Here is a 22,497-nt window from a genome sequence, read left to right on the forward strand (position 1 = left end):
AGCTTTCTACCGGTCAGTCCCATGCAATCGACAAGCGTTGTTTTACGTGCGCCAGCCCCTGCTTTGGCGGCGGGCCCTTCGGGCGATGTTTCCGACGATGGCATTGAAGTGATTGAGCTTCCCGATGCCCCGACGGCTGCGATCGGCGGCGTCTTCGATCTGTACGAGAGACACGGCTTCGAAACCGGCCGCCGGCGCGGCTTCCGCGAGGCCCAGGCGCTGGTGTCGCTGGCGGTTGAGGAACTGATTGCCGACAGCGGCATGGGGGACGTACCGCCGTCGGTCCTCCGGTCGCTCGCGGCCGCGGTCTCGGCGAGGTTGGACCGTTACACCCCCAGCGAGCCGTACCTGGAAGGGGGGCTGGGGATCTGACGTTCCGATTTGCCTGTCCGCGGTACCGGCCGACGCCGCCCGCACTGAGAGATTCACTTTTGGCACCTGTCTGAATGAAAGGAACTGGAACCATGCGTTTACTGAAAAAGATTGTCGCGCCGGCTGTGCTGGCGTTGTCCGCGATCGGTTTCGTGCATCACGCTTCGGCGCAGGAGAAGAGCGCTACGCTGCTGAACGTCTCCTACGACCCCACCCGAGAGCTCTATGACGAGGTCAATCGCCTCTTCGCCAAGCAGTACAAATCAACCGCCGGCGTTGACGTAAAGATCGAGCAGTCGCACGGCGGGTCGAGCAAGCAGGCGCGGTCGGTGGTCGACGGCCTCAAGGCTGACGTTGTCACACTCGCCCTGGGGTATGACATCACCGCGATCGAGAAAGCCGGTCTGATCGAGAAGGGCTGGGAGAAGGAGTTCCCCGGAAACTCCAGCCCATACACCTCGACCATCGTCTTTGTCGTTCGCAAGGGCAACCCCAAGGGGATCAAGACCTGGGCCGACCTGGTCAAGCAGGGCAACCAGGTGATCGTTGCCAACCCCAAGACCAGCGGAGCAGCGCGCTGGGCGTTTCTTGCCGGCTGGGGCGATGCGGCCAAGGCCAAGACGTATGACCTTTCCAAGGCCGATCAGGTCAAGGCGTCGACCGATGCAGCCGCTGCCGCGAAGGATCACCCGGCTTACAACAGCGCAGAAGCCCGCGCCTACGTCGCAGCGCTTTACAAGAACGTACCGGTGCTCGACAGCGGCGCTCGCGGCTCGACCGTGACCTTCGCCCAGAAGAATGTCGGCGACGTGCTGCTGAACTGGGAGAATGAAGCGCACCTGGTCCTCGAAGAGTTCGGCAAGGATAAGTTCGACATCATCTATCCGCCGGTCAGCATTCTGGCCGAGCCGCAGGTGGCGATCGTCGACAAGACGGTCGACGCCAAGGGCACCCGCAAGATCGCCGAGGCGTACCTGAACTTCCTCTACACCAAGGAAGTGCAGGATGTCGCCGGCCAGCTGCACTACCGCCCGCGTGACACCGAAGTGCTGGCCCGCTACAGCGACTCGCTGCCGAAGATCCAGCTGTTCACGATCGACGAGACGTTCGGCGGCTGGGACAAGGCCACCAAGGCATTCTTCGCAGATGGCGGTGTGTTCGATCAGATCTACGCCGTCAAGTAAGGGTCGCAATATCGAGCCGTTTCCTCCCTTCCCACGAAAGCCGGGAGGCGGGCCAGGCCGTCGGGGGCACAGCCGTACCGTGCCATTTGAAAGACCGACACCAGCCCGCTTCCCGGCGACGGTGAATTCATGTCCAAGCGTCGACGTGTACTTCCCGGGTTCCCCTTCGCGATGGGGTACTCGATGTTCTATCTCTCGATCATCGTGCTGCTGCCGTTGGCCGCACTGATCCTGAAGTCCGCGCAGTTGAGTTGGGATGACTTCTGGAAAACCGCTAACAGCGATGTCGTCCGGGCCTCGTATCGATTGACGTTTCAGGCCTCTGCGGCCGCGGCGCTGATCAATGGGCTGTTCGGCCTGATTATTGCCTGGGTGCTGGTCCGCTGTCCGTTTCCTGGCTGCCGGCTCTTCGACGCGGTGGTCGACTTTCCGTTCGCGCTGCCGACGGCCGTCGCGGGGCTGACTTTCGGCAGCCTGTACGCAGGAATGCCCTGGATCGAGCAGATTCTTATCGGCGACTGGGTGACGGCCGCCTGGAACTCAACCGCTGGTCGGATTGACGCATTGACGCTGGGGCCGCGGACATTGTCCGGTCTCAACGAATTGCGTGTCGTGCTGATGCTGACGTTCGTAAGTCTTCCGTTCGTCATTCGAACCGTCCAGCCGGTGCTGCAGGAGTGGGAGATCGAGACCGAGCAGGCCGCCCACAGCCTGGGAGCGAGCAACTGGCTTACGTTCCGCCGAGTCATCATGCCGGAACTGATGCCGGCCTGGCTCAGCGGAATGGCATTGGCATTCGCCCGATCGGTCGGCGAGTACGGATCTGTCATCTTCGTGACCGGCAACATCCCGGGTAAGAGCCAGATCGCCCCGGTTCAGATCATGCAACAGCTGGAGGAGTACCGTTACGCCCAGGCGACCGCAATCGGAGTGGTGCTGCTGGGTGTCGCGCTGCTCGTTCTGTTGCTGGTGAACGTGCTCCAGTGGTGGGCCAATCGGCAGGCCAGATGACCTGGTGAATCAGTGACCGGCGGCGGGGTGCTACTGCCTTTGCCACGAATTGTTCCCCTGCAATCGCGATATGACTTCAATCCAGCATAGTTCCGTCTCGCCGGCTATCACGCCTCGCCGAATCCAATCCGGCATAGGATTCCCGCGCATCGCCCTGACGACCATCGCCGTCGCGTTCCTGACGCTGTTCGTCATCGTGCCGGCGGCCAATGTCTTCGCGCAGGCACTGTCCAACGGCTGGCAGTCTTATCGCGACGTCTTCTTCCCGCCACCGATCGACCAGGCCAGGCTCGCACAGATCGAAGCCCGGCTCGATGAAATCAACAGTCTTCCGCTCCTGAAGCGGCGTGCATTCAACGACGAGCGTCGGCTGCTCATGCGCGAACAATCCGCGATTCTGGCTTTACCCGACAGTGCCAGGCAGAACTGGGCCTCCGTCCGGCTGACGCTTTGCATCGCTGCAGTCGTTGTCCCGCTGAACATCTTCTTCGGGGTGGCGTTCGCGTGGTCCGTGACGAAGTTCAAGTTCAAGGGCCGATCGCTGCTCATTGCAATCACGGAGCTTCCGTTCTCGGTATCGCCCGTCGTTTCGGGACTGATTTTCGTTCTCCTGTTCGGTGCTCAAGGGTTCCTGGCCGATGTGGCCAAGTCCGACCGGGCGGTGTGGCTGGCGCCGGCGATTCGGGCCCTGCTCTGGCTGCCACCGCTGTTGCTGGCCGGCTGGTCTGTGTTGCTGGCGTCGCACGCAGCATTGGTCTGGTTCTATCCGGAACTGAAGGAACGCGAGCCGTTTTCGCTCAAGGTCCGCCGCATCGTCAGATGGGCTTCCCTGCTGGTTTTCGCGGCGATCGTGATCTACGCGTACACGCAGCCCAATCCCGGCTGGCGCTGGTTGCTCCCCACCGATTGGAAGTGGCCTGATCCGACATCACTCTTCTGGCGCGGCTTCTCCGTCGAACACTGGTGGCCGATCGGCGCTGCGAGAATGAACGAGGGTGTCATCTTCACCCACCTGTCGATCGTGCTGGCGTCAATCTTTGTGACGTTCCCGTTCGTCGCGCGGAACCTGATACCGCTCATGGAATCGCAGGGCGCCGAAGCCGAGCATGCGGCGCTGACCCTGGGGGCGGGCGGATGGTACACGTTCCGGCGGGTGACGCTTCCGAGCATCAAGTGGGGCCTGCTTTACGGAGCCATTCTCTGCTCGGCTCGCGCGCTCGGTGAGTTCGGCGCGGTGTCGGTCGTGTCCGGCCATCTCGATGCCAATGACACCATACCCCTTCGCATCGAAAAGATCTGGCAGTCCTACCGAACCCAGCCCGCATTCACCGTCGCATCGCTGTTGGCCTTCACCGCCGTCCTGACGCTGGTTCTTAAGACGTTTGTCGAATGGATGACCAGGCGGACCAGCTCCGACGATCAGAAGGTCGCGCGCGCGGCACCTGGTCATTAAGCCAGACGGCGAAACACGGGAGGCCCCGTGCAGCCGCCTGATACACGAAGCGCCGAACGCCGCGGTCCTTGCAGAATCAGCTTATGAGCATTGAAGTCCAAAACGTCACCAAGTCCTTCGGGACGTTTAAAGCGCTCGACAACGTCTCCATCGAGATCAAGACGGGCGAGCTTGTCGCGCTGCTCGGGCCGAGTGGCTCGGGCAAGACGACCCTGCTGCGCATTATCGCAGGCCTCGAACAGGCCGACCCCGGCGGGCGGATCAACTTCTGGGGCGAAGACGTCGCGGATTACCACGTGTCAGCGAGGAAGGTGGGCTTCGTCTTTCAGCACTATGCGCTGTTCAAGCACATGACGGTCTTTGAGAACGTCGCGTTCGGCCTGCGCGCCCGTCCCTGGCGATTGCGGCCCCGCCGCAGCGAGATCGCCGACCGGGTCCACAGCCTGCTCAAACTCGTGCAGCTCGATACGCTGGCCAAACGCTACCCCTCTCAACTGTCGGGCGGGCAACGGCAGCGGGTGGCGCTCGCCCGCGCGCTGGCGGTGGAACCCAAGGTTCTGCTGCTGGACGAGCCGTTTGGCGCCCTCGACGCCCGCGTTCGTCGCGAGCTGCGTCGCTGGCTCCGTCGACTGCACGATGAGGTCCACATCACCAGCGTGTTCGTGACCCACGACCAGGAAGAAGCGCTCGAAGTCGCCGACCGCGTAGCGGTGATGAACCATGGGCGCATCGAGCAGCTCGATACACCTGAAGCCGTTTACGAGCGGCCGGCTTCCCCTTTCGTCTACCAGTTCCTGGGAACGGTGAACCTCTTCCACGGACGGGTCCACGAGGGAGCCGTCCGGATCGGCGATGCCGCGTTCCCGATGTCGGCCGACGGCATCGTGACATCGACCGATTCGCCCGACCGCGCCTCGGCGACGGCCTTCGTTCGGCCGCACGAGATCGATCTGTCTTCTCAGCCGAACGGATTCCCTGCCGTGCGTGTCCGGGTGCTCCACGTGAGCGCGGCCGGGCCGATTGTCCGCCTCCATGCCGAGCGGATCGACACCAACGACGCGGTCGAAGTGGAACTGACCAAGACGCGATATCGCGAACTCAAGATCAAGGCCGGCGACGAGGTCTGGGCGCACCTCAAATCGCTGCGTGTCTTCGGCGAAGACTATTCGATCTGAGTCAGGACGGGCATCGGTCCGGGCGCCAATCCCGGATCGATAGCTCTTCCAGGTACCAAGAAACTCAATTTAGTGGCGGAAACCACCAAGGTCTCGTCGACCGGTGAAGTTGCCGCCAGCCGGCGCCATCGCGCCACAGGGAGGTGGCTTCAAGCCACCCAAGGAGATCCAGATGACTAGCAGGAACCAGCGGCGTCGGGCGAGCAATTGGCTTGTCGCGACGGTTGCAATCGTCGCAACGCCGGTCGTTGCGTTGGCAGACACAAAGCCGTCCTACGAGGACTTGCAGAAGCGCATCGAGCTGCTCGAGTCGCGCGTGCAGGCGACCGAAGAACAGAAGCGAGCCGACGCTGCCGCGGCCAGACAGGTTGACGCCACGATTGATGCCGTCGCGAGGGATGCGAACAAGCGCAGTCAGATGCTCGCTGAGGGTGGCCTGACCGCCGGCTATGACAAGGGCTTCTTCATCAAGAGCGAGGACGGCAACTTCCTGTTCAAGCCTTCAGCCATCTTCCAGTTCCGGGGCGTCAGCAACACCAATGATTCGGGCAGCGACGACGAGACGGTCGCCGGCTTCGAGATTCGCCGGGCAAGGTTCCGCTTCGACGGCCATGTCGTCACGCCAGATCTGACGTACAGTTTCGTTTGGGATACCAATCGCCAGGGCGGCGCGGTGACGCTGCTGGACGCCTGGGCCGCTTACAAGATCACTCCCGAGATCTCGGTCAAGGTCGGCCAGTTCAAGGAATCCTGGTCGCACGAGAAGGACATCTCGTTCACCAACCAGCTCGCCGTTGACCGTACACTGGTCGACACCGTCATTGGTGGCAACCTTACCGATCGTGTTCAGGGCGTCAGCGTGACCTACGGCGGCACCAAGAACAACCCCATCCGGGCCGAAGTCGCGCTGCACGATGGTGCAAACTCCAAGAACACCGACTTCCGCGATTTCGTCGGTACCACGGCCAACCCGGCCAACTTCGGTGCCGGCGGCCGGTTCGAATACAAACTCTTCGGCGACTGGGCCAACTACCGGGACTTCACCGCCAAGGGGAACAAGGAAGACCTTCTGGTCGTCGGCGGTGGCCTGGACTGGACCCAGCGCGGCGATCTCGATACGACCATCGCCGGGATCGACGCCCAGTATGAAACCGCCTGGGGCCTGAATGCTTTCGCCGGCATCGTCGGCAACTTTGCCAACACCGGCGCGGGCAACCGTTCCGATTACGGTGTCTTCGGACAGGTCGGCTACCTCGTCGCTCCGGCGTGGGAAGTCTTCGGCCGGTACGACGTGCTTCTGCTCGACGACAACTTCACGGATGACGATACCTTCAATGAGATCACCGTCGGCGTGAACTACTTCCTTGGCAAGGATGGGTCGGCGCTGCACCGCGCCAAGATCACGGTCGATGCCACCTTCCTTCCGGACGGAGCCCCATCGACACAGACCGGCATCGGCGTACTGGCGGGCAACGACCAGCAATTCGTCTTCCGCGCACAGTTCCAGCTTCAGCTGTAAAGCTAGATTTGAAAAGACGTTGCAGTTCTAAGATGGGTTGGTGCCACTCGCCCGCGACCACCGGTCGCGGGCGAGTGCGTTGGGTGGAAAGGCATCGTCAAACGGGCAGCCCATCCGAGCCGGTCCAGCTGGAAGGTCCAATCATCCGGCGCGCTCAACGGCAATCTCGTCACCGCCAGCGGTACGACGGGCCTCACGTGGAACGGTCACGAGGACGACCTGTCGGCCCTGATCAAGCTCGCCGACGGTGCGGCACTTTCGGTCAACGTCACTAACACTGCCGGCGTCAATACCACGTTCGCCACCGCCTTGCAGACCGGTCCTCTGGGTACCGCCAGCTTGACCAAGGGCAACGCCGGCACCCTGACCCTCACCGCCGCCAACACCTGGACCGGCGGCACCCGCATCAATAACGGGCGGCTCGTTCTCGCCGGCGGCGACAACCGGCTTTCGGTCGCCGGAGGGTTAACCTTCGGCAATGCCGCCAACAGCGGCATTGTGCAGCTCGGCGACGCCGCCGCTGCGAGCAACCAGACCGTCACCAACCTGACGATCTCCGGCACCGGCGCCGCCAACGCCGTCGTGGGTGGACATACCAGCAACTCCGTCCTCACGATCAACAACTCAGCGGCGATCACCGCGTCGCCGATCTTCGGCGGCGTTGGCACCAACGAGAACAATCTGTCACTGGTCAAGACCGGCACCGGCAGTCTGACGCTGGACAAAAGCAATTCCTTCGCCGGCAACCTGGACGTGCAAAGCGGCCAGGTGACGATCACCAACGGCAGCGCCCTGGGCACCGGCACCAAAACGGTGTCACTCAGCACGGCCGGTGCAGCAGCCCCCAGCCTGCGCCTCAACGCCGCGGCAGGGTTCGGACTCGATGCATCGATCGCGCTCGTCACCAGCAACGATGACGCGACCGCGCCTGCCATCCTCAACGCCGGCGGCACCAACATCATCGGCGGCACCATCGGCCTGGCCGGCGGGGGCTTTGGCGGAGGCCACACCCGCATCGGCATCGCCGCCGGGTCGCTCGCGATCAACGGAAACATCACCCCGACCGCATCGGCGGGCGCGGACCGGGTTCTTACGCTCGACGCCGCTGCCGCCACCTCCGGAACGATCAACGGCCTGGTCAACGACAACGCCGGATTCAAGATTTCAGTCGTCAAGGAAGGCGCTGGCACCTGGACCCTTTCCGGGGCGAACAACTACGGCGGATCGACGACCGTCAACACCGGCCGCTTGAACATCACGACAGCCCAGACCGGCAATGGTGCGATTTCCGTTGCTACCGGTGCTTCGCTGGGCGTCTCGCTCGCCTCGGCGGGGCAGACCCTGAACGCGCCATCGCTCACACTTGCCGCCGGGGCTTCGCTCTCGCTGAACCTCGGCGGGTTCGGCAATCCGTCCGTCGCCGCTATCACGCCAACGACCTTCTCGACCGCCGCCGTGAACCAGATCAACGTCGCCGCGACCGGGCTGGCGATCGGCGCTTTCGACCTGATCGATTACGCCGGAAGCATCGGCGGTTCCGGCTTTGCCGGGCTCTCGCTGGGTTCCCTGCCGGCACGCGTGTCGGCAGAACTGGTCGATGCACCCGGCGTCGTGCGGTTGAAGATCAACTCTTTCGATCTGCCGCGCTGGACCGGCGCAGTCGATGCGGTCTGGGACCTTGACCCCGACGGCACAGGCGCTACCGGCACTGCCAACTGGGCTCTGGCCGGCGGCGGCGCAACGAAATACCTCCAGGGCACCGGAGGGACCGATAGCGTTGTGTTCGACGACTCGGCAACAGGTTCCACCACCATCTCGCTCTTCGCTACGACGCCACTGACGCCGGCTTCGATCAAGGTCGATGCTTCCTCCAAAACCTACACCTTCGTCGGAAGCGGAAGAATCAGCGGCTCGTCCAGCCTACTGAAAACGGGAACAAGCACCCTTATTCTCGCCAATACCGGCGGCAACGATTTCAATGGCGTCACGTCCATCGTCGGCGGCACGCTCCAGATCGGCGACGGATCGACCCCGCTCGCCGGACAACTGGGAACCGGGGATGTCATCAACAACGCGGCACTCGTCTTCAATCGCCCCGACGACCTCACCGCAGCCAACTCCATCAGCGGTTTGGGTTCGGTCACAAAGCAGGGCGCGGGCGTCCTGACACTGTCGGGTGTGAACGCGACCTATACCGGGTCGATCACCGTCGCGGCCGGCACTTTGAAGGTCGGCAACGCCGCCGCCTTGGGGACTGCTTCCGGCAACACCGCCGTCGCCGCCGGCGCGACACTCGACATCACCGGCTTCAGCCTGAGTGAGCCCATTCAACTCAACGGTGGCACGATCAAATCGCTCAGCGGAACGGTCACCGCAACGACCGGCACGCTGACGCTCAACGGCGGTGGAACGGCCGACGTCACCGCCGGAACGTTCACCATCAGCGGCCCAGTCGGCGGGACCGGCGGGTTTTCAAAGAGCGGCGCCGGCACCACCGTGCTGGGTGGCACGACGAGCTTCGCCGGCGGACTGACCGTCAACGCCGGTACGCTCATCCTTTCCACCAATGCAGGCTACACCGGCGGAACAACCGTCACTGGTGGCACGCTTCAGATCGGAGCGAGTGTCTCCGCCACCGCCGGCGCGCCGGGAACGGGCGACATCGCCCTCAACCCCGCCGCAGCCGGCATCGCGACGCTGAACATTCTTCGCGGCGACAGCCTGGTGATCTCGAACAACATCACCAGCAGTGGTGCCGGCACCAACGCCGTCACGATCGGCGCGGCCGGAAGCGGTACGATCACCTTCAGCGGAACCAATACCTTTACCGGCAACGTGACCGTCAACGCCGGTTCCCTGGTGATCACCAACAGCAGCGCGCTAGGCATCGGCCCCAAGTCGGTCAGTCTTGCGAACGCTTCGCTGCCGAGCCTGCGGCTCGACGGCTCGGCCGGTCCGATCACACTCGCGGCTGGCATCAACTTCCGGGCCAGCAGCGACGGTTCGGGCACTAACCCCGGAGCGATCGTCAACGTTGCCGGGAATAACATCATCAACGGCGACATCGCGCTGGTGAACGGCGGTGGCGGCCAGGGCAGGGTCGTCTCTCTCGCCGACACACTTACCCTCAACGGCCTTATCGACGCCAACACCGCCACCGGTGCGCGGACGCTGCTCATCGGCGGTCCGGGCAACGGTATCGTCAACGGCGCGGTCGCCGACTGGCTCGATACGGCCACCAGCGCCAACCGCGTGGTTTCCGTCACCAAGGACGGGACCGGAACCTGGACGCTCGCCGGAACCAACACCTTCACGGGCGCCGTCGCCATCCAGAACGGAACCCTCCGGGTCGGCAGCGTCGCGACGAACGGCACGGCACAGCCACTCGGCGTCGCATCGAGCGCCATCACGCTCGGTGCAGCGACAACCAGCGGCACCTTCGAGTACACCGGGCCGACCGCGACCCTCGATCGGCCGATTACCGTCGTCGCCAACAGCATCGGCAGCGTGGTCCGCAACAGCGGCGGCGGTGTTCTGACCCTCGGCGGAGCAATCACCAAGAACGGTACCAAGCTCACGCTGACCGGCGGCACCTTTGTCGTGAACGGCAACATCACCGGTGCCAACGCCAACTCAGACCTGATCATCGACGCCGCCACGGTCACTCTTGCGGGCGCGGCCAGCACCTATAACGGACCGACGCTGGTGTACGGCGGGGCGACACTCAAGAACGGCGTACTCAACGGCATTCCAGTCGGTTCCACGCTGACACTCGGCCAAGCCTCGAGCAACACCGCCGGCACCTTTGATCTCGGCGGGTTTGACCAGACCCTCAGTGGCATTGCCTCGGCCGGATCGGCCGTCAGCCAGGTCACCAACTCGGCCGCATCCGGCACGGCGACACTGACCATCACCGGATCGAGCAGCTTCGGCGGTCTTCTGAAAGACGGTCCGACCGCGTCGCTGGCGCTGGCCAAGAGCACCGGCGGCGTCCTGACCATCACGGGTGCCAACACCTACGGCGGCCCGACTTCCGTGACCGCCGGCACGTTGCTCGCCAACAACTCGACCGGATCGGCTACCGGCTCCGGAGCCGTATCCGTCAGTGGCGGCGGCACCATCGGCGGCTCGGGCAGCATCGCGGGAAACCTCACCATCGCCGGCCTCGGAACACTTTCGCCGGGTAACAGCGTCGGCACGATCACCACGAGCGGCGGACAGGAATGGCAGGGCGGCGGCACCTACCGCTGGGAAATCGCCGACCCATCGCTCGCACCCGGCACCGGCTGGGACCTCGCCGAACTCGGCGCAGGCACGCTGAAGATTTCGGCTACGCCCGCGTCGAAGTTCAAGATCGACATCGTCCAGCAGGGCTCGGCAGCGCCCGCAGGGGCCGTTGACCCGGACGCCTGGTTCACCATCGCACACGCCGGCGCGCTCACCGATGCGGCCGGTGCCCCGCTCGACCTCCTGACGGTCTCCAATCTCTTCGACTTGCCGAGCAATGTCGGCGAAGCGTGGGAGGTTCGAGTTCAGGATGTCGGAGGGGGCGGCGGGTACAACATCCAGCTCAGCGCCGTTCCCGAACCCGCGTCGCTCGCCGGCATCGCCGTCGCAGCAACCGGCCTTCTGTCCCGCCGCCGACGGGCGCGTCGCCTTCGCTCTTGAGCGTTGTCAGTCCGGCAAGGTCGCTAGGCGTCAGGCCGAACGAACCCAAGGCGATCGCCTACTCGCCAAACGAACCCGAGGCGGCGGCTCAAACTGCCGAACGAACCCAACGGGTTCCTGATTTCGCCGAACGAACCCGAGCCAACCCTCGACGTCGGCTTCCTATGGTTGCCTTCTACCTCCCGAAACAAGACCGCTCGGCTCGATCCTCCACCGCGCATGACGCTCCGAGAGAGCCGCGCACGAAGTAAGCCGGAACGGCGCGGAAACGGCGCGATGCCGCGTCCCACGCCCGCCTACTTCGTGCGCGGCTCCTTGAAATGTCACAGCCGCTGTCGAATCGTCCGAGTCGATACGCCAATGCCGCGTCCGCGACGAGCCACGCGACCCGCCGACAGAAAACCTTCATCCCGCCATACGCCACCCGGTCCGACACCCCGACCGACGACGGATCACACCCGCGACGACCAGGCACCAACCAGCGCCAGCCAAACCCCGAACGACCGCCAAAGGCGGACGATCTGGGCAGGCCTATTAGTACGGTATATGTTAAGTTCAAATGCTCGATTTGCAAGCGAAAACCTTGAATCCAGCACGGGCCTTGAATGCTGTGGTTGGGCGGCCTACTTTGCGCCTTGGGGCAGGTACTTTGCGCCCGGCATCTGCGCGCACTGGAAGCCCGGCCTTTCGGCCCGGCTTTTTAAACTGACCTCGAATGTCGATTGAAGCACGTTCGATCGGGCTTCAATCCGTCCCCTTCTCTCGCCTCAGCGCGGGTAGAACCACCGCGTTAAGGAACCGCCGGCAGTACCTCAGAGTTGGCACTGCCCATTTCTTTGACTTCGCTTCATCCACTGTGAGCTGGTAGCAGACCCGAGCCGATAGCAGCCCGCCGCCGAGATACCGCCGCCGTAGCTCGGCCAAGAAGGGGTGATAGTCCTCCTGGCCGCTCACGGCCGCCGAGCGTTCATCGTGGAGGCCGCGTAGGCCGTTCGCCAGGTATGACCGCCGCCAGCCGAACAGCGTGGACCGCGACAGCTCCCAACCGATCGCCGAAACCATCAGGAGGAAGCCCGCCGTCACTTCGGGTTCCCGCCGGCCGTTCCGCTTGCCTTCCTGGCGGGCCTCTTCCCACCACTGAACGATCCGCCGCTTGCGAAGCAGTTCCAGCCGCTCACTCTCGGTCAGGCGGGTCATCCAGAGGTTGTCATCGGGTGTCTCCGTCATGATTCAGCCGATCTTCGCGGTGACTACGGGTCGCGCCTCTTCCATCCGGGCCTCGACCTGTTCGAAGGCCCGCCGATTGACCAACATCGCGTGTACGCTCCGCAGCATGTCGGCCGTCAATTCGCTTGCTCGGCTCTGGTGAATCTTCGTCGCCATCACCACGATGTTTCGGCATGCGCGCAGCCCGCCGGATCCGGGGAGGTTCGCCAGTTGCATCAGGTAGCCGACAGCGTCGGACGCCAGCCGCATCTTTGATTTCGCGAATACCTTGCGAACCTCCTCGGCGCTGAACAGCGGAGCGCCGAGCGGTCCGCCGTCGCTTCCGCCGCCGGACCGCTCGCACAGATCGCGGCGGATACCTATGCGGGATCGGATTTGGCCCAACGGCTCACGCCCGCCGGTCTGGCGGCGTTCCAGGTAAGCCACCAGGTCCGTGCTGCCACTCAGCAGGATCGGGATTTCCGTGTGGTCGTGAAGGTCGCGAATGACGTTCAATGCCCTGTCAGAATCGCTGTCCGAGCAGAGCTTGTGAACCTCATCGATAATCAGCAGGCGTGGAGTCCCCTTGAGCTGCTCTTTGATCTTCACCAGCGCCTGTCGCGACTGGTGCCACTTCGCAAGCGACGTCCCGCAAATCTCGTGGCCGATCGCCTCTATCAGCCCGTGAGACGATGCGCACGCCGTTTCGACCGACACAAACACGGTGCCAGGCTTCTCGGCTGCAACGGCCTTGAGAGCGAGCGTCTTGCCGATGCCTGTGTCGCCGTAGACAAGGCCGATTGTCTTCAACTCGATGGTCGCTTCCGCGACGGCCAGCACTTCCTCGGCAACGGTCGTCCATACGAAGTCTGTCGGCTTCGGTGCGTTCTCCCGCTTCAGTTCGTCTTCAAGCCAGCGGTCCAGATCAACGGCCAGGTCTTGCCAGTTGCCGTCTCTCTCGCCCCTGACCATCGCAGTCAGTGCGGCCTCGCTCGCTCCAATGGATCGGGCGGCTTTTGCATTGCTGATGCGCGTGCGCATCTGGAATTCCGTGTAGGCTCGGACAACGGCCGATGCCTGCTCCGGCGTCACGTTTGCCGGGTCGCGGATGACGCGTCCGGAACCGAGCGTGCGGCTCTGGTCAACAAGGCGATCGATTGGCTTGTCTCGGTTGTTCATGGGGTCACCCGATTGCCTCTCGCCGGCGCATGATCTCTCCCAGGGACAACGGCTCTTCCGCCTCTGCCTCGGGTTCCTCTTGCCGGTCGTAAATGAACCGCTGGCGGAGCTGCTCGAACGGGTCGCCTTGCACGCCGAGCAGGTCAACGGTGGATTCGCCGCCGGACGCCTGAATCGGCAGCGGCCCCTTGGCGAAGATGTCCAGCAAGTCGATTTCGGCGGACTCGCCAGGCTTCGTACGATCGGCCGGACGTTTGAGCGCGTTCCCGAGCTTGGCAAGCTCCGGGTCGTTTTCGGTCTGGACGATTCGAAGGTTCGGCGCGCCCGCAGCCCTGGCGGCGACTTCCGCCCGAACGCGTTCGACGTTGATGGAGTGCAGATGATCGGTCGTCGTGAACCCCTGGCGATCGCGTGATTCGAAGTATCGCCGGCGATCCTTCCGCACGGTTCGCTGTCGGGCGATCGCCTCACGCACCGACTGCTCATCCTTGGCCGCGAACGGTAGCCGCACGTTCGACGCGGTGACCGCGATGAACTTCCGATCCGGCGTGTACACGGCGACGCGCGTAAGGTCCGCCGGGTCAACCCGCAACCGAACCTCTTCCCCGAACCGCTGAACCATCGCGGCATCGAACTGGCCGTAGCGGATGCCTCGGTACTGGACGCCGTTGCGTCCGACCTTCTGAATCGGTGTCCACTTCCACCGCAGCATCGCCCGCTGATCCGCCGTCGCCACGCGTCGCGTGGTCTGGCAGGCCGCGTAGACCTCCGCCGGCGTCCGACCTTCCATCGCGTCGCCGGTGTGGGCCTTGGCGTGATAGTCAGCGTCAAGCCACGCGGAGAAGAGCCGGGAAAACTCTTCCAGCGTCGGCGCTTCGCCTTTGTCGAGATGGCTTTGCAGAACTTCCGGCCGATTGTCCGGCTTGTTGCCGCAGTAGGTCGTGAACCGCTTGCCGAAGCCAAGCTCCAGCGTGCCGAAGAATCGCTCGATGGGTTTGGCGCGGGCGTTGTAGGGAAGGGAGTGCTGCCGGGCGATCTGCAGCTCGGCGAACAGGCCGGCCACATCGTCGGCGTCGAGCTGCAGACGGAATGACTTGCTCCGGATGAACCGCTGGGCCCGCGTCTCGCCTGTCAACGCGTATGAACGGTAGTCGCGGCCGTTGTCGATGTAGACACCCTCGGGAATGCCGAAGTGCTCAAACCCGGCGTCCAGCGCTTCCAGAATGACATCCTGATTCGGGTCGTGCGCGAAGATCTTCCAGCCCACGATCATCCGGCTTCGCAGGTCTTGCCAGGCCGTGAGCCACGGACGCACCAACTTGCCGCCCGCGCTCACCCATACGTCGAACTGGTGATGATCCGCGCACCAGAGTTCATTGCTGGCAAGCTGGCCGAAGTCCCGCTCGATGAACGGCTCGGCCTTGTCCCCGTAAGCCTTGTCGCCTTCCCGATGCATCAGCACGGCCGCCTTGGGCAGCGATCGGATGTAGCGTTTGCTCTGATCGTAAGACCGCTGGCCGACGCCCTGCTCTGCGGCGATCTCCCGCGCGTCGCTCCAGCACTGTCGCAGGCTCGGCCGCCGGGTTGAGAAGTAGAGATCGCGGAGGATGGTAAAGAACGGGTCGACGTCGTCGCCCGGCCCCATCACCTGGCCGGACTCCACTTTCACCGACCGTCGATCGACAAGCCCGATTCGGCCGTCGCAACGGTATGCCGTCGCCCACAATTCGAGCGTGCGCCGGCTCGGGACCTTCGCGGCGGATGTCTTTGCCGCCAGCATTTGCCGCTTGCGGAGAAAGTCCGCGGTCACCTGATCGCGTGTGCGGCCCGCCGCCAGGCCCGCCGCCAACTCGCCGTGCCAGGCTTTCAGGATTTGCTCCCGTTCGATGACGGTGGCACGCTGGGCATCGGTCAACGTCCGCAGGTCCGCCGGAAGCTGCTCGGCGAACAGCACGCGGGCGAATCGCGGATCGGCGTCCTCGCGAACCTCCCACCGCGATCGGCGACCCTGACCGCGCACCTGGCGAGCCAAGCCCGCCGCCAGCCATCGCTCGGCGCACTCGCGGCGAACGTGCCGTTCGTCCAGGCCCGATCGCCTCGCTGCTTCTGTGGCTTCGATCCAGGCGACACCCTTTGGGGCCGGCGGTGGGACCGCCGCCGGCAAAGAAGAGGTTGGCAGTGATTGCGTCATGAGGTACAGTCCCGTGGTCTTTAATGCCGGTCCGACCGCTTTCGCGGAGAGCCCGGTGTTAATGGAAGTCTGATCTACGCGACCGCCGACTCCTGCTCTCTGACATCGACGTTGCCGCCAAGCTTGGCGATGTCTGGAGCTTCCGGCGGTCGTTTTATTTCCGCTGTGGACGTTGGGCCGTACGCGATCCGCAGCCGAAGCAACCGGCTGTCGAGCTTCGACGCGGATGCCGCTTCCTGAAGTCGTTTTGTCGCCGACTCGCAAGCCTGCGAATCTGAGGTTTCTGTGTAGTCGCCTCCTGCCGGCCAAAGCCGGAGTTGCAACACCGGCACGTTCGCCAGAACAGCCGGAACACGAGTCCGAAGATCGATTGCTTCCGGGCGGCTCGCCAACTGAGGGCGGCGAGCGATTCGGCGAGCCCGTGCCAGATCAACGTCGGGGTCGCATCCACCAACGAAAGCCCACGGGCGGCCGGTCTCGCGATCGCTCACGACATAGCCAATCGCCTCGCCGGAAGACCTCTGCGCGGCCATCCAGACTTTGCCGACAGCGTCTCCGGCACGCTGCAACTCTTCCCGCACTGTGCGGCGATCTTCGATCAGTTCTGGCGTCCCCAGCGGGCTTATCATTGCCAGGCTGCCACGCGTGATCAGCGAGAACCCTTCGATCGATGCGATCCCTACGTACATCCCGGCCTCGAATGCCGCTCGCGCGGTCCTGATTCGCTGGCCGCTCTCGCCGATCGGGATCAACGGGAGATTCAACATCCATTTCGGGAACCGCCGAAGGCTGAGCGTCAGCACGTCGAGTCGGCCCGACTTCCTCACATTTCCACGATCGCGAATGGACCTTGCCAGGGCGAAGTCTTCCGCACCGGTGTCAGGCACGAATGCGACCGGTCTCGGAAAGCGATCGCCCGTCGTCACCAAGTAGCCGATGGCTTCGCCGAGCCCGCCCACAGCCCATTCGTGCAGCCGCCAGATCGTCCAACCGGAATAGTCCGGCTTGCGTCTCTTGCGTTTCATCACACACCTTCCTTGCTGCTCCAGTTCGGAGCCGTTGCCGCGATCGCGGACGGCGGCCCACTCGGGCCGTCCTTGGCCGCTCGCGTGGTCTATTGCTTTGCTTCTCTCCCGGCCTCCAGAGCGTTTTGAGGCTTCGAAGGCCCTTCGATGCCCGCTTGAGCGGGCGACGGCCCTGCGTTCGAGCTGGCCGCTTTGCCGGCGGCGAACGCTCCGCCCGTGGCTTTGTCGAATGCCGCCGCTTTCTTGCGCTTCGCCGTGATCGCACCAAAGGCGTCGCCGAAGTTGCTGGCCGGCATCGCCCGAATGTCGTCGGCGTGAATCGATGCGTAATGCCGACGCAGCCCGTCGAACCCGTTCTTTGCACTGCCACACCAGCGACAGAGCAGCTTGCCCGGCGTCGCGGCGGAGACGGCACGGGCGGCGAGGAAGCCGCTTCGCCGCTGAATCTCTTCCCGCGTCACCAGCTCGGGCTCGGCGGCGCTCTTCGCCGTCGCAAGCTCGCCGGCCAGGAGGCCGCACAGCGTCCGCAGCTCGGCGGCGGTGAAAGTCCCGATGATCGTCGCGGCGGCCATGACGTTCAGTGACGAGTCCGACGTGTTGCTGCTGTTCGCATCCATGCGATTCCTCATTCCCTTTTTGCTTGCCGACCCTCACGGTCGCCATTGCTCTTTCAGAACTTTCTCTTCGCTCGCCGAGTTTTCGCCCTGTGCTTTGCCGCCCGGCTGCCAGGCGCAGGGCCGATGATCGACATGACGTCGCGCATCCCCTTTTGGTTGTCCCGCAGTAGCAACTGCAGCGCGAGGTAAACCAACATCCGCAAGCGGTTCTCGTAATCGCTTTTCGAAGACTTGGACATACGAGAGTTGTTTGCCGGTATCCCCCAGATGCCATCGGCACGGATCGGCGCGCAGTGCCGACGCGAGCTAGGCCGGTGCGGCGGATTCGCCAGGCTGCCGGGCGTCGCGGCGGAGATGGACTTAATTGAGCGTGTCATCTCATCTGGTGTTTCAAAGGCCCGGCCGGGACGACTGCCCCGGCTCGGGCCTGCCTCTCTCGCGAGCGTCTTACGCCCGCGTTGTCACCCGTTCATCCGGGCCGGTGACCCGCCGACGTATCATGCGGCGCGAATCGGCTCGTTGGCCTCTCGCGACTCGGATCGCTCGGAAATGTCAGGGACCATCAAAGGCGGCCACGATCTTCGGTCATCCATCAGCCATGCAGGATCGACGCCGAGCACTCGCGCAAACGCGGCGGCCATGTCGGTAGTCACCCCGGATCTCCGAGCGAGGGTCGTCGCAAGCGTGGCGGTGCCGAATCCAGCGGCTTTGGACACAGCTGATCGGCTAGCAAATCGCGTCAGTCGTTCAAGCTTCTCATGGATTGTCATCAAGCATCCTCCGCGAACGGGAATCGTCCAAGGCCCAATGAATACATTGATCACACAGAAAACTCAAGCATAAGTGTGAAACTTGGTGCATTTGTGTTGATTGGGCTCTTTCGCCGCTGCCGTGTAGATAGTCGTGACTCAAGTGAGGTAAGGTCGAATTGTGAAGATCACGGAGAAACTTCGAAAGGCATCGGCGGGACGGAACAAGGCCGACGCTGGACGATCGGTAGGGTTGCCCGACACGGCAATCAGCAACTACATCGCGTCTGGCTCGATTCCCCGGGCCGACATCGCGCTCAAGCTAGCCCGCGCGTTAGAAATTCCACTTGAGTGGCTTGTCGACGACGATCAGGACTGGCCGCCGCCCACCAGCTCAACACAGCCGGGTTTGTCGATCGTCTCAGACAATGACCTGTTGCACGAACTGGCTACACGTTACAGGCGGGACATTGTTCGGTTTCTGGAGACAGTGGAGCATGCCGAGACAATCCCTTGGGAAGTCGTCGCAGAAGAACTCCTCCAAATCCCCCTGGAAGAAGGAATCCCGATCTCTCTGTCAGACGCTGCAATAACGATAGCCGGTCCAGGCATGGATCGAGTTGGATTGGACTTCGATCTTGAGTACAGCGTTCCAAAGTATGCGGCGGTTCACCATCTAGAACTGCCCGGTCGGAACCGAAAGCGAGAGGACTTAGACCCGGTCGCGATCTTGGGTAAAGTGCGGCAATCGCTCCTCAGTAATCCGTTCTACCGACTGGTCGAAAAGTACATGAGTCTTCGCGCTGAATGCTATTGCGAGGATCCATCTGTCGCCCACACCCGGATAGCGGAATTCGATGCCAAGCGTGCCGAGCTCAAAGACCAGCTTTCGAAGCTGAAGCCACGAGCGATCGCCGGACCGAAAAAACAAGACCTAAAGGCCTCGCGAAAGCAACGTCGAAAATGACGCAATTCCCCCTTGTTTTTTGATGTTCTCCCGATTCCGCATTTCGTGCGGATTCGAGAGATGACCGCTAGCCTCCTCTGGCCACTTGCCTTGGAAACTTGACAACAGGCGTCGATGTCTGGTATCCCCCTCCCGCCTGCTCTCGCGAGCTTCTAACAGGCCGGCGGCAATGGACTTCCCGCCCACGCCTGACACGCCAACCTGACTCCTGAGCATCCGCTCAGCACGCCAGCACGCTCGGCTCACCGCCGACGCCCGCGCTCTGTCCGATCGCATGACGCAACGGCAGAGGCCCCACGGATGGCCGACGGCAACCCAACCGCATTCCACCTCGCCGGGAAGCAACTGCGCGACCTCTGGCAGGACCTTCCGCCCGCTTACGCGCGCAAGCTCTCCGATCACATTCGGGACGCTTCATTCGAGCCGCTCCTGGCGGCGTACCTGGCAGACCCCGAGAACGATCAGCGATTCCACGCCGTCACCGAAGCGGCCTTGCCGATAGCGGTCTACCTGGCCTACCGCGAGTACAAGCGCCACGCTTGGCGATGGCAGAACCCGTCGCCGGATGACGTGGTACAGGACGCCGTAGTTGAGCTGATCGTTTCGCTCCGCGACTGGGGTTGCAAAACCATCGCCAACGCCAACCGCCAGGGCCTCTTCCGATACGTCGCCGGGCGGGTTGCTCACGCGGTCCGCGACGGCCAGCGACGCGGACGCCCGGGCGCATACGCCACGCGACGCAAGCTCATCATGCGGCGGATTCGGAAGCGGTTTGTCCGCGTCAACGGAAGGCTGCCAACGAAGGAAGAGGCTTACGAGCAGCTTCGGGCGCTGTTCTCCAACCCCAACATCCAGATCGGCGACGGCGGCGTGGATGACATGCTGAAGCCGTCGCGCTGTCGCACGTTCAGCGTGCTGTCGATGTCGGCCAGCGATGACATCCACCGCGACGCACACGCCGTCGCCGACGAACGTTGCCCGTCACCAACCCGATGGATCGACGCCAGCACTGACGCGGTGGAGCTTGCCGAAGCCGCGTTGGACGACGAAGGGCGGGAGATTCTCCGCCGCACATTGGCCGGAGAAAGCCAGGCGTCGATCGGCGTATGGCTTGGCATCTCGGAAGGAACCGCCCGCAAACGCGTCAACGCTGTGCTGTGGCAGCTCCGGACCCGCGCTGACCTGGCCGAATCGCTTGGCGTGAAGCCCGCCGTGCAACCGAGCATAAAGGTCGGCAAAACGACACTGAATCGCACTCGGAAAAAGCCCGGCAAGCGGAGCAAGATTTCCGGGCTTGAGCCGCAGACGCTGAGCGAGTTTCACCTGGCGGCGATGAAGCCAGGAGCGACGGTCAGACAGTTGATCGACTGGCTGAAGGTTCGCGGAATGACGATCACCAGGCCCGCAGTGTCGCGATACGTGGCCAATCTCAAGATTGAGACGCCGTCGCGCCGAGCGGGATGACTTAACGCCGGCCGGACGGCCGGGAAGGACACGACCGATGGGAATGAAGCTGATCAGCATGGCGACGGCAACCACTGAGAAGTGCCGCACGTCCGCTTACAAGACCTACGTGGAGTTGCTGGAATCCGACAGCAAAGACCCCAAGGATGCCGAGCGACTGAAAGAGGCCGCCGACACGCTGGGCAAGGACGCCGCCGCGATGGGGGCAGACCTGCGGACGTTGCAGCAGGTTCAGACGTTGAAAGAGCGAATTGCTCACGGCAGCGACCTGGCGAAGGCACGCACGGAAGCGGCGGCGGCCGTCGAGGAAAGCGTGAAAGAGACTCAGCGCGTAATGGAGGAACGACGGCAAAAGCACTTTGAGGTGCTTCAAGCGCAATCCGATCTGGAACAACGCGTCATGGGAGCGGAACAATCGCTCCGAACCTTAAAGGATCTGAAGATTGCCAACGGCGAGCTGCTCGCTGGCGTGGACCTTCCCACGGGCATCGGACACTGACCCTTCGGTGAGGAAGCGGTGCAAGTTTTCAAGATCGAAACTGCGGACAAGACTTTCACTGGCGAAACGTGCGGCGTGAAGTTCACAAATGGCACGGCGACGACGACGGATGCCAACGCTGCCGAGCGATGCCGTCAGGCCGGGATGGCAGTCCGCGAAGGCAGCGTAGACCCGTCTGTCACCGCGTTCCTCTCTAAGAGCTGGCAGAAGTGGTGAGCAAAGGGAAGGCAAGCGATGCGAACACTGAGCACTGCCGATCAGGCGAGATTAAAGACACTTCGAACGCAGTTTGAATCGGGTAGGAACATCAGCCCCGCCGAGTGCATGGAGTTGGATTTTCTCGCCAAGACGGCTGGCGTAAACGTCGCATCGCCCCCTCCGCCTTCCGTGCCGCCAGTCAGCGCGCCGGTTGCGCGGCAGCCTTCGTCGCTTGAGCTGATTCAAACCTCGCTCGCCACACCCACGCCGGCGGCGGAATCGCGACCTGTCTACTCTCTCATTCCAGGAGGGCTGGTGCCGGGCCGTCCTTCGAACACGCTCGGCGGCGACTTCGTCACAAGTGACCAGATGTCCAAGATGTCGCCCCGCTCGCTGATGATGTTGCACTTCGGCGACGGACGCGGAGTGCCGAAGCCGCCGCCGAAGTTCGGTGGCTTTGAGCGCGACGAGTAGCTGCAGCAACCTGAAAAGACCGCTGGAGCATGTTGCTCCGCTATCGAAAACCGAAAGGACGATGGAAAATGGGAACGAAGCTCATCTCAATGTTTTTGTCTCGCGGCGAGAAGAATCGCGGCCAGGCACTTAAGGCCTACGCGGCTCTTCTGGAGTCGGATTCCACGAAACCAGAGGACGCCGATGCACTGAAGGAGACGGTAGACCTACTCGGCAAGACTCCCGACCAGGTGTACGCCGACGCAGAAGCGATCAAACTCGCCCGCGAGTTGCTGGCTACGGTGAAGAAAGGGGTGGGCCTGGATAGCGGCGTTGAAAATGCACGAGAGGCGATCAGGGAACTCAAGGAAGAGCGCGAGCGCGTGCTGCGAGAACTGGACAATCGACATCAGGCTCTGCAGCAGAAGTATTCCGAACTGCACAACCTGCAGGTCAACGCCAAGGCGAGCCGGCTGAGGTTTGAGGAGCTTCGGCACAAGCACCCGGAGGCGCTGGGACACATTCCTGTCCCCGACCCGATCGACTAGCGGACCGGTGTTTCTGTAC

General features: G+C 63.3%; 17 protein-coding genes and 1 pseudogene. 13 read left to right on the forward strand and 5 right to left on the reverse strand.

Features of this window, described 5'->3' with window-relative positions:
* Window positions 1-21: 21 nt before the first annotated feature.
* From IPV69_RS19555 to IPV69_RS19585, 7 genes and pseudogenes are all read left to right on the forward strand, one after another.
* Window positions 22-372, forward strand: coding sequence for a hypothetical protein (locus IPV69_RS19555; RefSeq protein ID WP_206291406.1), 351 nt, complete (start codon window positions 22-24; stop codon window positions 370-372).
* A 92-nt stretch (window positions 373-464) separates the two neighbouring features.
* Window positions 465-1,556: a sulfate ABC transporter substrate-binding protein gene (locus IPV69_RS19560; RefSeq protein WP_206291407.1), complete on the forward strand. Its 1,092-nt coding sequence runs from the start codon at window positions 465-467 to the stop codon at window positions 1,554-1,556.
* 129 nt (window positions 1,557-1,685) lie between these two features.
* Window positions 1,686-2,567 carry an ABC transporter permease gene (locus IPV69_RS19565; protein ID WP_206291408.1) on the forward strand — a complete coding sequence of 294 codons (882 nt, stop codon included), beginning with the start codon at window positions 1,686-1,688 and terminating at the stop codon, window positions 2,565-2,567.
* Window positions 2,568-3,087: 520 nt separating this feature from the next.
* Window positions 3,088-3,195: pseudogene (locus IPV69_RS28070) on the forward strand (sulfate ABC transporter permease subunit CysW); the annotation flags it as partial.
* A gap of 908 nt (window positions 3,196-4,103) precedes the next feature.
* The gene (locus IPV69_RS19575) at window positions 4,104-5,195 is read left to right on the forward strand and encodes a sulfate/molybdate ABC transporter ATP-binding protein (protein ID WP_206291410.1); all 1,092 of its coding nucleotides are present in this window, start codon (window positions 4,104-4,106) and stop codon (window positions 5,193-5,195) included.
* A gap of 172 nt (window positions 5,196-5,367) precedes the next feature.
* Window positions 5,368-6,714, forward strand: coding sequence for a porin (locus IPV69_RS19580; RefSeq protein WP_206291411.1), 1,347 nt, complete (start codon window positions 5,368-5,370; stop codon window positions 6,712-6,714).
* Window positions 6,715-7,023: 309 nt separating this feature from the next.
* On the forward strand, window positions 7,024-11,382 hold the full coding sequence (locus tag IPV69_RS19585; RefSeq protein ID WP_206291412.1) for a beta strand repeat-containing protein: 4,359 nt from the start codon (window positions 7,024-7,026) through the stop codon (window positions 11,380-11,382).
* Between the two features lie 744 nt (window positions 11,383-12,126).
* Here IPV69_RS19585 and IPV69_RS19590 read toward each other — a convergent pair.
* The 5 genes from IPV69_RS19590 to IPV69_RS19610 form a co-directional block, all read right to left on the reverse strand.
* The gene (locus IPV69_RS19590; protein ID WP_206291413.1) at window positions 12,127-12,609 is read right to left on the reverse strand and encodes a hypothetical protein; all 483 of its coding nucleotides are present in this window, start codon (window positions 12,607-12,609) and stop codon (window positions 12,127-12,129) included.
* A gap of 3 nt (window positions 12,610-12,612) precedes the next feature.
* A complete protein-coding gene (locus IPV69_RS19595; RefSeq protein WP_206291414.1) occupies window positions 12,613-13,767 on the reverse strand; it encodes an AAA family ATPase in 1,155 nt (384 codons plus the stop codon).
* 4 nt (window positions 13,768-13,771) lie between these two features.
* Window positions 13,772-15,958, reverse strand: coding sequence for a Mu transposase C-terminal domain-containing protein (locus tag IPV69_RS19600; RefSeq protein ID WP_206291415.1), 2,187 nt, complete (start codon window positions 15,956-15,958; stop codon window positions 13,772-13,774).
* Between the two features lie 74 nt (window positions 15,959-16,032).
* A complete protein-coding gene (locus tag IPV69_RS19605) occupies window positions 16,033-16,983 on the reverse strand; it encodes a hypothetical protein (RefSeq protein ID WP_206291416.1) in 951 nt (316 codons plus the stop codon).
* A gap of 89 nt (window positions 16,984-17,072) precedes the next feature.
* On the reverse strand, window positions 17,073-17,600 hold the full coding sequence (locus IPV69_RS19610) for a hypothetical protein (RefSeq protein WP_206291417.1): 528 nt from the start codon (window positions 17,598-17,600) through the stop codon (window positions 17,073-17,075).
* 930 nt (window positions 17,601-18,530) lie between these two features.
* On the opposite strand from IPV69_RS19610, the gene IPV69_RS19615 reads away from it, so the two are divergent.
* The 6 genes from IPV69_RS19615 to IPV69_RS19640 all read left to right on the forward strand — a co-directional run bounded on the left by IPV69_RS19615 (window position 18,531) and on the right by IPV69_RS19640 (window position 22,478).
* Window positions 18,531-19,316: a helix-turn-helix domain-containing protein gene (locus tag IPV69_RS19615; RefSeq protein ID WP_206291418.1), complete on the forward strand. Its 786-nt coding sequence runs from the start codon at window positions 18,531-18,533 to the stop codon at window positions 19,314-19,316.
* Window positions 19,317-19,616: 300 nt separating this feature from the next.
* Window positions 19,617-20,780: a helix-turn-helix domain-containing protein gene (locus IPV69_RS19620; protein ID WP_206291419.1), complete on the forward strand. Its 1,164-nt coding sequence runs from the start codon at window positions 19,617-19,619 to the stop codon at window positions 20,778-20,780.
* A 37-nt stretch (window positions 20,781-20,817) separates the two neighbouring features.
* Window positions 20,818-21,279 carry a hypothetical protein gene (locus tag IPV69_RS19625; RefSeq protein ID WP_206291420.1) on the forward strand — a complete coding sequence of 154 codons (462 nt, stop codon included), beginning with the start codon at window positions 20,818-20,820 and terminating at the stop codon, window positions 21,277-21,279.
* Between the two features lie 75 nt (window positions 21,280-21,354).
* Window positions 21,355-21,495: a hypothetical protein gene (locus IPV69_RS19630; protein WP_206291421.1), complete on the forward strand. Its 141-nt coding sequence runs from the start codon at window positions 21,355-21,357 to the stop codon at window positions 21,493-21,495.
* 18 nt (window positions 21,496-21,513) lie between these two features.
* Window positions 21,514-21,951 carry a hypothetical protein gene (locus tag IPV69_RS19635; RefSeq protein WP_206291422.1) on the forward strand — a complete coding sequence of 146 codons (438 nt, stop codon included), beginning with the start codon at window positions 21,514-21,516 and terminating at the stop codon, window positions 21,949-21,951.
* A gap of 68 nt (window positions 21,952-22,019) precedes the next feature.
* On the forward strand, window positions 22,020-22,478 hold the full coding sequence (locus IPV69_RS19640; protein WP_206291423.1) for a hypothetical protein: 459 nt from the start codon (window positions 22,020-22,022) through the stop codon (window positions 22,476-22,478).
* The last annotated feature ends 19 nt before the right edge of the window (window positions 22,479-22,497 follow it).

This window comes from Humisphaera borealis, from assembly GCF_015169395.1.
Classification (GTDB): Bacteria; Planctomycetota; Phycisphaerae; order Tepidisphaerales; family Tepidisphaeraceae; genus Humisphaera; species Humisphaera borealis.